We start from the raw sequence: 12,845 nt of genomic DNA on the forward strand, positions 1-12,845 counted from the left end.
ACCGCCTCCGCTATGCTTCAGTCGCGTAATTATTTTCGGAGCGTGAGCGTATGGCGAAGGAAATCGAACGCAAGTTTCTTGTGCGGGACGATGCCTGGAAGAGCAATGTTACCTCCGAGACCCGGATCAGGCAGGCCTATATCTGCGCTGAAAGCGACCGCTCGGTGCGCATCCGGACGAAAAACGACGAGACCGCTCAGGTCACGCTGAAGTTCGGCAGCAACCTCCTGGTTCGCGACGAATTCGAATATCCCATCCCGATTGACGACGCCCGCGAAATGATCGGCATCGCCGACGGCCATGTGATCGACAAGACCCGCTACACGGTCGATTTTGCCGGCTTCACCTGGGAGATCGACGTCTTCGCCGGCCATCACCGCGGCCTCGTCATTGCCGAAGTCGAGATGCAGTCGGAAAGCGATGATCCCAAGCTGCCCGCTTGGCTCGGCCGCGAGGTGACGGGAGACAAGCGCTATTCGAACCAGGCCCTTGCGACCCAGCGGAGCCGGCCGGGGCTGGTGCATGCCCTATAGGATCAGCCCGGACGCGGGACTGGAGACAGAAATCCGGCGGATCGCCCGCGAACAGCTGGAGCGCGCCATCGCGGCGCTGGAGACCAGACCCGATGGACTGCACGAGGCGATCCACGAGGCCCGCAAGAAGTTCAAGCGGGTCCGCAATCTCTACCGGCTCGTCGCCTCCGCCGACAAGACGTTTCGTCGCCAGGAGAATGCCCGCATTCGCGACACCGCCCGCGGCCTCTCCCTTGTGCGCGACGCAACAGCCTTGATCGAAACCGTCGACCATCTCTCAGAGCACACGCTGACTGATGATGAAGCGGAGACGCTGGATGCGGCCCGCACCGTCCTCGTCCTCAGGCGCGACGACATCGCCTCCTCCGAAATGGATCTCGAGGACAAGGTTCGGCACGCGATCGACCAGTGCCATGCTGCCCATGCAGCGCTTGACTCACTCCAACTTCCCTCGAAACCCGGACATGCGGCACGCCTGCTGGCCAGAGGCTGGCGCAAAGGCCTGCAGCGGGCGGCCGAAGCGCTGGAATTTTGCGAGGGACAAGGCCATGGCGAGGCCTATCATGACCTGCGCAAGGCGGCCCAGGCCTACTGGATGAACCTCTCGCTGCTGCGCGAGCTCTGGCCAAGTGCCTTCGCCGCCAAGCGCAGGGACGCCAAGAGACTGGTTGACCTGCTTGGCCATGAACACGACTTGACGGTGTTGACGGCCCTGCTCGACCATGAGCCCGAGATCTTCGGTAACGGTGAAGGCCAGTCTTTCCTGCTGGCGATCATCATCCGCCGCCAGCAGGACCTGCGCCGCGAGGCGATCGCCCTGGCCGGTCAGGTCTTCGCCGACCCCGCGAAAGACGAGGCCGGCGTCATCGAGACGCTGTGGCTGCGGGCCACGGCTTAGTCGGAGCCGATCCGCACCTGGCGATCGCAGGTCTTCTCGATCAGGGCCGCGTCGTGGCTGACAAGCAAAACCGCGCAGTTCCGCTCCCGCGCCAGTTCCGTCAGGAGACCGATGGTCTCCTGCTGGGTGATCAGATCGAGACGCGAGGTCGGCTCGTCGGCAAACAGGAAGACCGGATCGAGCAGCAGCACGCGCAAAAGAGCGAAGCGCTGCAATTCTCCGCCAGACACCTCCGTCGGCAGCCTCGTCAACAATACGGGTGATAGCCGCAACCGCTCCATCAGTGGCCCGACACGCCCCCCGTCCAGCCTGTGCAGGCGGATGAGATCGGCAATCGCCTCCCCGAGCGTGATCTTCTGCGGAAAGGCCGAGGGCGGATCCTGATAGAGCTTCTGGTAGCGGATGGCGGACGCCTGCGGCAGGCGGATGACCTCGCCCGCATCGGGTGTCAGCAGCCCGAGCAGCACGTCCCCGAGCGAGCTCTTGCCCGAGCCACTCGGTCCGGTGATCCCAACGATCTCGCCGGGACGAAGCGAGAGATCTTGCCCGGCAAACAACAGCTTGCCACCCCGCGCCTTCTTCAGGCCGGAAGCGATCAGGATCGGGTCGGTATCGCCAGGAACTGCCGACGCCCGTTGCGCCCAGTTGTCCGGTTCGGCGGCGATCAGCCGCCGCGTGTAGTCGTGCGAGGGCGATGCCAGCACGTCCGCCGTCTCGCCCACTTCGATGATCTTGCCTTCCAGCATGACGGCAAGATCGCCGCCCATCTGCCGGGCGAGCGCCAGATCGTGGGTGATGGTGAGCACCGTGCCTCCCGCCTGCACTTCCTGCATCAGAAGCGCGATCACCTCGTCCCGGCTGCTGACATCGAGCCCTTTGGTCGGCTCGTCGGCGATGATGATGCGCGCACCCCCGGCCCGTGCTGCGGCAAAGGCAACGCGCTGCGCCATGCCGCCGGAAAGCTGACCCGGGAGCTTTGCCTCGGCATCGAGCACGCCAAGCGCTTCGAGATCGGTGCGAGCCGCAGAGACGGCCTCGTCTTCGTCGAGACGTCCCAGATAACGATGCCCCTCGGCCACCTGGTCGAGCGCCACCATGGTCGGATCAAGCGCCAGCCATGGCTCCTGCGGCAGGACGCCGACTGTCCGGCCCCAGAGTTTCCGAAAGAGCTTCGGCTCGGCCAGCGGCAGCGTCTCGCCATCAATGGTCAGCGAGCCGGTGGCGGTCAGTCCGGACGGGAGGAGGCCGATGATCGCCTGGGCAAGCAGGCTCTTGCCCGAGCCGGTTTCGCCGAGAATGGTGAAGGGCCGTCCGGCCTTGAGAGAAAACGAAACCGGTGCAACGATTTCGCCGCTGGCGGCGGAGACCGAAGCCCCATCGACGGAAAGCAGAATGGTCATGGCTTGTCCTTTCCGGCGATCAATTGCAGGGCGAGCACCATCAGGAAGATGACGGCAATCGGCTGCAGCAGCGCATGCGGCGCCTCCTGGTAATAAGGCAGAAGCTCGATCATCATCGATCCGAGTTCCGGGGTCGGCGGGCGGACCCCGACGCTGACGAAGCCGAGCGCCGCAATCGCCATGATCGCAGAGGAAGCACCATAGGCGGCCAGCGTCAAAATCATCGGCGCAAGCTCCGGCCAGAGATGCCGGCGCAGGATATAGGCGGGACCGAAGCCGAGCAGACGTGACGCCTCGACCGCTGGCGACATCAGCAGTGGTCGTGTCAAGGCGCGGGTCAGGCGGAAGTATTCGACCCAGAGCACCAGCGAAATGCCGATATAGAGCATGGCCGGATTGTCGGGCACGATCGCTGTCAGCATCAGCACAAGCAACAAGCCGGGCAGCGCCAGGAAGGCCTCTGATACCGCACCCACGGCCCGATCGGCAAAACCGCCGCGCCAGGCCGCAAGCACACCGAGCAGCACCCCCGGGATCATCGCCGTGAAGACCGAAAGCAGTGCCAGCCCCAGCGACAGGCGAAGGGCTGCCGCAAGCCGCGCCTGCATCGAGCGGCCGAGATGGTCAAAGCCGAACCAGTCGGCAGCACTCGGCCCCTGCAGGCTATAGCGCAGGGTCTGCTTGAGCGGATCGGCTCCGCCGATCACAAGCGGGAGGAAGGCAAAAGCCAGGAGCCCGCCAAGGATGGCCACGCCAGCCAGCCGACGTATCGGCCAACGCGCCGGGCGCGGCGCCACATAATCGAGCTTCGTCATGTGCTGCGTCTCCGGGGATCGATGCCATGGCAAAAGAGATCGACCAGCGCATTGAGCGCGACGAACATCAGTCCCATGACCAATGCCGTGCCCTGGATCATCGGCACATCACGGCCAAAGATCGCATGCACCAGCGCATGGCCGATGCCCGGCCAGGCAAACAGCGTCTCGACAACGACGACCCCCTCGACGAGATAAACGAACTGCACGCCGAGATAGGTGACGATCGGGACGGCGACATTGCGCAAGCCATGCCGCGAGAACACCTGCCACTCGGTGAGCCCCTTCGTGCGGCCGAAGGCGTAGTAGGGAGAGCGCGAAACGGCGACCATGGCATCCCGCGCCACCCGGTTGGAGACGGCAGCAAGACCGAGCGCCAGCGTCAGCGCCGGAAGCACGAGATGCGCACCATGGGTGTGGCCTGCCACGGGCAGGAGATTGAAGGTGATCCCGAAGATGATGATCAGGACCAGGCCGACAACGAACTGCGGCAGGGCACGCAGCCCCGTCGAGACCAGCATCAGTGTGCGGTCGAGCACCCCGCCGGGCCTGAGACCCGCGAGAATGCCGAGTGGCGGTCCGATGAACAGCGACAGCACGATGGCGGCGAAGGCCAGCTGGACCGTGTGACCGAGCTGCATGCCGATCTCTTCGATGACGGGTTTACCCGTCACCAGGGAGGTCCCGAGATCGAAGCGCAAGAGGTCGGCCATCCAGTCGAAGAGGGCAATGATCGCCGGCTTGCCGAGGTCGAGTTCGGCCGCGACTTTCGCCGCCGCCGCACTGTCGACAACGTCATAGCCATAGCGGCCGGCGGCGATCCGGTAGGCAAGGTCGCCCGGAAGCGACCGTGTCATCACGAAGGAGATGAGCCCCACCATGAACGCCACCAGAGCCGCCTGGATCAGGCGGTTCACAATGGCCTTCGTCATTTCGCCCACCGCATGGTTTGAAGACCGAAGCTACGCTCGAACGGATCGATCGCCGCCCCCTCGAGATTCGGCGAAAAGGCGACCGTCTGCTGATACCAGGCCAGCGGAATGACCGGCAGTTCGGCCTGAATGGCAGCGACGGCCTGATGGCGCAGCGCCTCGCCTTCAGCGGGGTCCGTGACGCGGGTCAGATCATCAAGCGCCTGTTCGAAGCCGGCATTCGTCCAGTTCATGGCACCCCAGTCACCACCATCAGGACCGTAGTCGGAAAGCATGGTGCCGATCGGGTCCGGCACCAGGGCAAAGTTGCGCGCCATCAGCGCCAGTTCCAGCGAACCATCCTGATGCTTGGCCGGGATCTCGGAGGAATTGGTCGAGTTGATGGTGAGCGCAACGCCAATCTCCTTCAACTGATCCTGCAGGACGGCGGCAATCAGCGGCAGTTCGGGACGATCGGGATAGGTGGTGAGCGTCAATGCGAAAGGCTTGCCGTCCTTGACCAGAATGCCGTCATCACCCGCCGTCCAGCCAAGCTCGGCGAGAAGCGCCTTGGCCTTGTCGACATCATAGCCGAGCGGTGCCAGATCGGCATTGTGCCAGATCTTCAGGCTCGGCGGGAAAAGCTGGGTCGCAGCAGCCGGATAGCGCAGGATGGCTACGGCAAGACCTTCCCGGTCGATGGCAAGGCTCAGCGCCTCGCGCGCCTTGACGTCGGCGAGGAAAGGATGACCGGCATTGACCTTGAGCAGCACGCTGCGCGGGATCGACACCGACTGCAGGACGACCTTGTCGCTCTTGGAAAGACGCGTGCGGCTGGCGGGATCGAGGTTGAAGACATAGTCGGCGTCACCGCTCTCGGCCATCAGCGCGCGGGTCTCAGCGCGGCTCACCGAAAGATAGGTCGCCTTCTCGATTTCGGGCTTCTCACTCCAGTAATCGGCAAATCGCTCGACGGCGAGGCTCTGCGGCGGCTCAATCTTCGTTAGCTTGAAGGGCCCCGTTCCGATGATCGCCTTGACGTCAGCGCCTTCATAAGAGGCCGGTGCCAGGATCTGGGCACGGTTCTCGGCAAGGAAAGCGAGCAGTGGCACGAAAGGCTTCGAGAGCGAGACGACAACCGTGCCCTCCCCTTCGGCCTTGATGTCGGCGATCGGTGCCTTGCTCAGAAGTCCGGCCTTGTCCTTGGCGATCTTCAGTGCTGCGACAACCGCTTCGGCCGTCAGCGCGGTGCCATCCTGGAACTTGACGCCCGGCTGCAGCTCGAAGCGCCAGGTCAGGCCGTCCTCGCTGACCGTCCAGCTCTGGGCGAGTGCGGGAACCGGATTGCCATCCTTGTCCGCCTCGACCAGGGTTTCGACGATCCCCATGCGCAGAAATATGTCGCCTGACTTGGACGGATCGAGACCGCCGATCTCGAAGGGAGCGACGATGTCGACGACACCATCGTCCGCCATGGTGGGTGCGGCACCGGCAAGCAGAAGCGCGAGTGAGGCTGCGAAGATATTCCTGAACATGAGGACCACCTATAATGTTATAAAGTTACGCTCCTCTACTCAAAGCTTTTCGCGCTGTCCAGTGCTGCAACGCACCAACCCACAAGCGGGCAGTGACTTGACGATTTTCAAACTTGCCTGCGCGCACGGAAATCCGTTGCACAGCAAGGGCCGAGGGGGTATTTCGCAGACCATGACCGAACACACTTCAGCCCCCCACCCTGAGACAACCGGCGCCTTTTGCGTCGCCGCCCTCTATCACTTTGCCAAGTTCCCGCGCTTCGAAAGCTTCCAGGAGCCACTCGAGACCCTTTGCAAAACAGAAGGCGTCAAGGGCACGCTGCTGATTGCCCATGAAGGCATCAACGGCACCATCGCCGGCACAGACGCCGCGATCGCCAAGGTGCTTGCCTACATTCGTAGCCAGCCGGAATTCTCGAACCTGGAGCACAAGGAAAGCCGGGCCTCCAAGATGCCCTTCCTGCGCATGAAGGTTCGGCTGAAAAAGGAAATCGTCACCATGGGCGTCGAGGACATCGACCCCAACGAGATCGTCGGTACCTATGTCGATCCGAAGGACTGGAACGATCTGATCTCCGATCCCGAGACCATCGTCATCGACACCCGCAACGATTACGAGACGGCGATCGGCATCTTCCGCGGCGCCGTCGACCCGAACACCAAGACGTTTCGCGAGTTTCCAGACTGGGTGAAGAACAATCCCGGCCTGCACAACAAGCCGAAGATCGCCATGTATTGCACCGGCGGCATCCGCTGCGAGAAGGCGACGGCCTTCATGAAGCAGCAGGGTTTTGAGGAGGTCTACCACCTCAAGGGCGGCATCCTGAAATATCTGGAGGAAGTGCCGGAAGAACAGAGCCTCTGGGACGGCGCCTGCTTCGTTTTTGACGAGCGGGTCTCTGTGACCCATGGCCTGAAAGAGGGCGATCACAGGCTCTGCCATGCCTGCCGCAGCCCGATCACGGCAGAGGAACTCACCCATCCGCATTACGAGGAAGGCGTCTCCTGCAGCCATTGCTATCCCGAACGCAGCGAAGCCGACCGGGACCGCTATCGTCAGCGTCAATTGCAGATCGCGCTCGCACGGAAGCGTGGCGAAAAGCACATCGGCGGCTGAAAGCCGCCGATGGAATGTTTGGCCTGATCAGCCGGAGATCGTATCTCCGCGCTTCCAGTCTTTGCGGCCCCAGTTTCTGAGCCGCATGCGCGGTGCGACCACCAGCGCGAAGAAGGGGGCAGCGGCAAAGGCGGCGATGACCACCAGCGGCAGCAGGACCTTGGCGTGAGCAGCCAAAGCCGGGATCGACAGCACGAGAATGGCGCCGGCTCCGAAGATCACGGCATTGATCATCATGCTGCAGACAATTCTGAGCCAGGTGTCTGTGGTGAACATGGAATGTCTCCTTTCTGCAAGGAGAAGGCGCAAGCCCGGCAATCGGTTCCCAAAGGCGTTTACGGCGCTCAGGCCGAAGCACCGCCATCGCGGCCGCCGGCAAAGGCGAGTTCGGCAGCCTTGGCCCGCAATTCCATCGGTCTCAGCATCAGCGACGCGATCTCTTCGGGCGACTGCGGACGCCCGAAGAGATAGCCCTGCAACTGGTCACAGCCGGCAATCCGGAGGATGACGGCCTGCTGCTCGGTTTCGACGCCTTCGGCCGTAACGGGGATGCCAAGTGAGCGGGCCAACGCCACGGTCGCCTGCAGCATTTCGACCGCCCGATGGCCGCGATCGAGCGATTGAACGAGCGACCGGTCAATCTTCATCCGGTCGAAGCCGAACTGCCTAAGATAACCAACACTAGAGAAGCCCGCGCCGAAATCATCAAGCGCGATCCTGAGGCCGAGCGACCGTAGCCGGTCCATGGCGAGCCGTGCCCGCTCGGGGCTCTGGATGAAATAGGTCTCAGTCATTTCCAGGACGACACGACCAGGTTCGATGCGCGCCTCCTCGAAGGTCGCGGCGACATGATCGACAAAGGCCGGATCGCGGAACTGGCCGGGAGAAACGTTGACCGAAAGCTTCAGCTCCGGCCAGTGGCCGAGCTGGCGCAGCGCCTGGCTGAGAACGCAGAGGCCGAGCTGGTCGATCAGGCCGCTGGTCTCGGCGATCGGAATGAAGACATCCGGCGACACCGGCCCATGTCCCCTGCGCGTCCAGCGCGCCAGCGCCTCGACGCTGACAAGGGCAAAGGTCTTGGCATCGACGACCGGTTGGTAGACGACCTCGATCTCGCCGCGAGCAATCGCCTCGCGCAGATCGATTTCCATCTGATTGCGGCTCTGCCGCTCCTCGTCCATGCGAGGATCGTAAACCGTCCAGCGGCCCCGGCCACCATCCTTTGACGAATACATGGCCATGTCGGCGCGCCGGGTCAGTTCACCGCCATCGACAAGACCGCCCTCGGAAACGCAGATGCCGATGCTGCATCCGACAACGACAGTGCGTTCGCCCAGAAGCACCGGCTCGTCGAAGAAGGCGATGATCGAGCTTGCGAGTGAAAGGGCTCGCTCCTGCGCATTGTTGCCCGTCAGCACGATGCCGAACTCGTCGCCGCCGATCCGGGCAAGTGCCGAAGCATCCCCGACAAGAACCGAGAGGCCGGCTGCGACCGCGCGGATGAGCCGGTCCCCCGTCGCATGGCCATAGGCGTCGTTCACCTCCTTGAAGCCATCCAGATCGAGATAGAGCAGGACGACGTCTTCGTTGGCGTCGCGCCCGCGTCGCACCTGATCCTCGAGCAACTGGGTGAGGCCGGCTCGGTTGAGAAGTCCGCTGAGGCGGTCGGTCTGGGCGAGTTTGACGGCATTGGCTTCATCCGCCCGCACACGGCGCAACTCGGCATTGCCGATGATCACAAGCAGAACAGCATAGATGGTGACAATGATAAGCGCTGCCTTGATCAGGGGCGCGACCTGCTCGCGGCTCTGGTCACCCGGCGCACGCGGCTTCCAGGCCAGCGCAGCGATGTTTTCGCCGGACGGAGCAGCGATGGTGACTGCAGTGGTCGCGGAGGATGGCGGCGTCAGCACAAGACCGGGCAGCACGTAGGCCTCCGAGAGGCGTTCTACGGTCGCGGGTGTCAAATGCCGAATGAAGGCAAGATAGACATAGTCCGCACGAGGCCTATCGATCTCGCCGGATTTCGGCCGGATCAGCGCCACACCCGCCGAACCGATGCCCTTCTGCGTACGGATGAACCCAAGCGCCTGCGGCACACGTCCACTCAGACCGTAGTGAACCTTTTCGAAGAGCCCCATCAGCGCCGGCGTCAGATAGCCGCTGCCATCTCCCTCGACGGGGTGCCCATCGGAATAGGCCATCATCGGACGACCCTCGGCATCGAGCACGATCGCGACGTCGAACAGGTCGCTGTCGAAGGTCATGTCGCCGAAATTGCTGATCATCCAGGCCATGTCCTTGTGGACATAGGCATTGGTCGCGGCATCATCCCAGGCGGTGTAGTCGAGCAGTGTCGCGCCCAGTTGATGTTCGAAGGTCTGGACGGCGCCGACGAGCGTTTCGCGCGAGCGTTCCTCGTCCAGATGATTGGCGTAGCTCGCGACGCGATCGAGCGCGGTCATCACGATCGAGGCTACCATCATCGCCAAGGTCGCGAATACGACAAGCAAGACTGCGACCGCCACCCGTCGGGTGGCAAGTGGCCGTAGCCGTCTGTCGAAATGGTGAAGCCGCATACGATTTACCCAAGGCTGAAGCCACACCTTGCGTCGAAATGTGTTCAATTTGACTTAACACACTGAAGAGCATGCAGAATAACCAACCACCTGAATATCCTGATATGCAATGAAAAAGGACCCCGGTTTCCCGGAGCCCTTTGAAGGTCGGCCTGGAGGTACCGACACGGATAGACGGATGGTCAGTCGACGACGGACACGAACTCATCCCTCGGACGACGCACCTTCTTCAGTCCGGCAAGCCAGTCGCCTTCGGCGGCGCGATAGCCGAGCGGCAAGATTGTCACCGAGCGCAGACCCTTTTCACGCAAGCCCAGGATCTCGTCGAGCTTGGCCGCATCGAAACCTTCCATCGGGGTGGCATCGACGCCTTCGAAGGCGGCAGCAGCAACGGACATGCCAAAGCCGATATAGACCTGGCGGGCGGCATGCTCGAAGTTCACGTCCGCATCGCGGCCCGGATACATGCCGAGCAGCATCTGGCGATAGTTTTCGAAGCCCTCGTTCTTGAAGCCGCGCTCGTCATTGGTGAGGTCGAACATGTGGTTGATACGCTCGACCGTGTAGTTGTCCCAGGCGGCGAAGACGAGAAGATGCGAACCTTCGGTCACCTGTGCCTGGTTCCAGGCGATTTCCTGGATCTTGGCACGGACGTCCTTGTTGGTGACGACGATGACTTCGAAGGGCTGCAACCCGCTGGAGGTCGGTGCGAGACGCGCCGCCTCGACAATGCGCTCGACCTTGTCCTCGGACACGGACTTGGACGGGTCCATCTTCTTGGTGGCGTAACGCCAGTTCAGCTTTTCAATCAATGCGGACATCGTGTCGCTCCTGTTTCAACCCTCAAGGCGCCACGGGAGTAGGCACGGCCGATCGGGTCTGGTATAAATTCGTAACCAGGCCTAGATATGGAACCGGAAAATTTGTGCAAGAAGGCACATGTTTGATACCAGGTTACACCGATGGAACGATTGGAACCGCCATGTGCGACAATTATGATCCGAACAAGTGCCAGACCGTCAGCGAAATGCTGGCGAGGCTAGGCGACAAATGGACGGTTCTGGTCATCATGATGCTCGGCGACGGGCCGCAACGCTTTTCCGACCTCAAGCGTTCAGTGGTCGGCATATCGCAGCGCATGCTGACATTGACACTGCGTGCCCTGGAACGCGACGGCATCGTCGAGCGCACGGTGCACCCAACCGTGCCGCCAAAGGTCGAATATGCGCTGACCGATCTCGGCCGCTCTTTCGGCGAGCCGATCCGGGCACTCGGCGGCTGGGTCTTCACCCATCACGAGCGCATCCAGACGGCCCGGGCCGAGTTCGACCTGCGCAACGAGGTGGATGCCGGCAACAAGCTGATCAAGCTCGGCTGATCACCTAGACGTGCGGGGGCGAAAAGCCCCCCTGCCCGGTCAATCCGCCTTAAAGTTCCCCTTCGGAAACTCGAGCGCCAGATCCCGATACCACTTGCCGCTCTTCTTGATCGTGCGGACCTGGGTGTCGTAATCCACATGCACGAGGCCGAAGCGCATCTTGTAGCCTTCCGCCCATTCGAAATTGTCCATCAGCGACCAGGCGAAATAACCCTGCATCGGATATCCCCCAGCGATCAGGTCGGCGACCTTGTCGAGATGTTCGGCATAGTAATCGAGGCGCGGCTGATCTTCGACCTCACCACCCTCGACCTCCATGTTGTAGCAGGCGCCGTTCTCGGTGATGTAGCAGGGTGGCAGTTCGTAACGGGCATAGAGCCGCTCAACGAGCGACTTCAGCGCCGGCGCGTAGACCTCCCAGCCGATATCAGTCTTGACCTTGGAAACCGGCGGCGCGCCCACCGTGGCCGGGAATTCCGCACCCGGCGTCGGATCATTGGCCACACGCATCGGCGTGTAGTAGTTGAGCCCCCACCAGTCGAGCTTCTGGTTGATGATGGCGAGATCGCCGTCCTCGATCTTGGGCATGCGATGGCCAAGCGCCGAGAGGAACTCGGCCGGGTATTCGCCCTTGAAGACCGGATCGAAGAAGACGCCGTTGTGGAACTGATGCGCCCGCTCGGCCGCAGCGCGGTCTTCAGCGCTGTCGGAACCCGGCAGCGTCTCATGCGCGTTCAAGACCAGCCCGACCGGCACTTTCGGCGCCACTTCGCGGATCGCCTGGACGGAAAGCCCATGGGCGAGATTGGTATAATGCAGTGCATGAAGGGCTGCATCCATGCAGCGCTCGCCGGGGGCGTGAATGCCGTAGAGATGGCTGAGCCAGACCGAGCACCAGGGCTCGTTGAAGGTTGCGACCGCATCCAGTCGATCGCCGAGCCGTTCCATGACGACCTTGGTGTAGCGCTGAAACGCCTGCGCCGTCGACCGCGCTGTCCAGCCACCCTCGCCCATCAGCGCGAGCGGTAGATCCCAATGGTAAAGCGTCGCATAAGCCTTGATGCCGCGTGCCTTCAGCCCGTCGACGAGCTTGTCGTAGAAATCGAGTCCCTTCTCGTTGATCGGACCGGTGCCTTCGGGAATGATGCGCGGCCAGGCGATCGAGAAGCGATAGCCGGTCACGCCCATGTCCTTGATCAGGTCGAGATCGCTTTCCCACCTGTTGTAGTGATCGCAGGCGACATCGCCATTATGCCGCCCGAACACCCGACCCGGCATGTTGGAGAAGGCATCCCAGATCGAGGGCTTACGCCCATCCGCCTTCGACGCCCCTTCGATCTGGAAGGAGGCGGTGGCGACACCGAACAGGAAATCACCAGGAAAACGGGCGGCAAGCGTCTTGGGATCGATCATCGACAGGTCCTTCGTCTCGGTCCGGGCGGGCGTGCCGCCTTCGGAAATATCGCAAGCGGTTTAGAACAAAGCCGAGACCGGGTGAAGACGGTGCGGCGAAAAAACTGAAACGTTGCAGTTCTCCGAGCCTCCTCGCGGCGGCGAGACATACCAGCGCTGGGTCTGCAGAAGGACTGCGTCACTTCCTCTCCCCTCAGGGAGAGGGTCGCCGAGCGAAGCGGAGGTGGGGTGAGGGGCCCGATTGGCAAGGCGTTCGATGCAAAACC

At 62.5% G+C, this 12,845-nt stretch carries 12 protein-coding genes; 4 read left to right on the top strand and 8 right to left on the bottom strand.

The genetic code is table 11. From position 1 onward, the window contains the following. Window positions 1–50 precede the first annotated feature (50 nt). Window positions 51–533, top strand: a complete 483-nt coding sequence (locus D4A92_RS01410; RefSeq protein WP_203017625.1) for a CYTH domain-containing protein — start codon at window positions 51–53, stop codon at window positions 531–533. Further along, the gene (locus D4A92_RS01415) at window positions 523–1,431 is read left to right on the top strand and encodes a CHAD domain-containing protein (protein WP_203017626.1); all 909 of its coding nucleotides are present in this window, start codon (window positions 523–525) and stop codon (window positions 1,429–1,431) included. The genes D4A92_RS01410 and D4A92_RS01415 overlap by 11 nt, the downstream gene beginning before the upstream one ends. Here the strand turns inward: D4A92_RS01415 and D4A92_RS01420 are convergent. The 4 genes from D4A92_RS01420 to D4A92_RS01435 are packed head-to-tail and all read right to left on the bottom strand — an operon-like array spanning window position 1,428 to window position 6,092. Beyond that, complete coding sequence (locus D4A92_RS01420) at window positions 1,428–2,831, bottom strand: ABC transporter ATP-binding protein (RefSeq protein ID WP_203017627.1); 1,404 nt, start codon at window positions 2,829–2,831, stop codon at window positions 1,428–1,430. The genes D4A92_RS01415 and D4A92_RS01420 overlap by 4 nt on opposite strands. Then, window positions 2,828–3,646 carry an ABC transporter permease gene (locus D4A92_RS01425; protein WP_203017628.1) on the bottom strand — a complete coding sequence of 273 codons (819 nt, stop codon included), beginning with the start codon at window positions 3,644–3,646 and terminating at the stop codon, window positions 2,828–2,830. The genes D4A92_RS01420 and D4A92_RS01425 overlap by 4 nt, the downstream gene beginning before the upstream one ends. Beyond that, window positions 3,643–4,578 carry an ABC transporter permease gene (locus D4A92_RS01430; protein ID WP_203017629.1) on the bottom strand — a complete coding sequence of 312 codons (936 nt, stop codon included), beginning with the start codon at window positions 4,576–4,578 and terminating at the stop codon, window positions 3,643–3,645. Before D4A92_RS01430 ends, D4A92_RS01425 begins: the two co-directional genes overlap by 4 nt. Further along, complete coding sequence (locus D4A92_RS01435) at window positions 4,575–6,092, bottom strand: ABC transporter substrate-binding protein (protein ID WP_203017631.1); 1,518 nt, start codon at window positions 6,090–6,092, stop codon at window positions 4,575–4,577. Before D4A92_RS01435 ends, D4A92_RS01430 begins: the two co-directional genes overlap by 4 nt. Window positions 6,093–6,264: 172 nt before the next feature. Between D4A92_RS01435 and D4A92_RS01440 the strand changes: the two genes are divergently transcribed. Then, window positions 6,265–7,209 (top strand): rhodanese-related sulfurtransferase, encoded by a 945-nt coding sequence (locus D4A92_RS01440; protein WP_203017633.1) that lies wholly within the window; start codon window positions 6,265–6,267, stop codon window positions 7,207–7,209. Window positions 7,210–7,236: 27 nt separating this feature from the next. Here the strand turns inward: D4A92_RS01440 and D4A92_RS01445 are convergent, their stop codons facing one another. From D4A92_RS01445 to D4A92_RS01455, 3 genes are all read right to left on the bottom strand, one after another. Next, window positions 7,237–7,485 (bottom strand): hypothetical protein, encoded by a 249-nt coding sequence (locus D4A92_RS01445; protein WP_203017635.1) that lies wholly within the window; start codon window positions 7,483–7,485, stop codon window positions 7,237–7,239. A gap of 68 nt (window positions 7,486–7,553) precedes the next feature. Next, window positions 7,554–9,788 carry a putative bifunctional diguanylate cyclase/phosphodiesterase gene (locus D4A92_RS01450; protein WP_246754004.1) on the bottom strand — a complete coding sequence of 745 codons (2,235 nt, stop codon included), beginning with the start codon at window positions 9,786–9,788 and terminating at the stop codon, window positions 7,554–7,556. A 182-nt stretch (window positions 9,789–9,970) separates the two neighbouring features. Continuing rightward, on the bottom strand, window positions 9,971–10,609 hold the full coding sequence (locus D4A92_RS01455; RefSeq protein WP_203017636.1) for an NAD(P)H-dependent oxidoreductase: 639 nt from the start codon (window positions 10,607–10,609) through the stop codon (window positions 9,971–9,973). A 161-nt stretch (window positions 10,610–10,770) separates the two neighbouring features. Between D4A92_RS01455 and D4A92_RS01460 the strand changes: the two genes are divergently transcribed. Continuing rightward, window positions 10,771–11,166: a winged helix-turn-helix transcriptional regulator gene (locus D4A92_RS01460; protein ID WP_203017637.1), complete on the top strand. Its 396-nt coding sequence runs from the start codon at window positions 10,771–10,773 to the stop codon at window positions 11,164–11,166. Window positions 11,167–11,205: 39 nt separating this feature from the next. Here the strand turns inward: D4A92_RS01460 and D4A92_RS01465 are convergent, their stop codons facing one another. Further along, window positions 11,206–12,579: a GH1 family beta-glucosidase gene (locus D4A92_RS01465; protein ID WP_203017638.1), complete on the bottom strand. Its 1,374-nt coding sequence runs from the start codon at window positions 12,577–12,579 to the stop codon at window positions 11,206–11,208. Window positions 12,580–12,845: the final 266 nt, after the last annotated feature.

Source organism: Rhizobium rosettiformans (genome assembly GCF_016806065.1).
Classification (GTDB): domain Bacteria; phylum Pseudomonadota; class Alphaproteobacteria; order Rhizobiales; family Rhizobiaceae; genus Allorhizobium.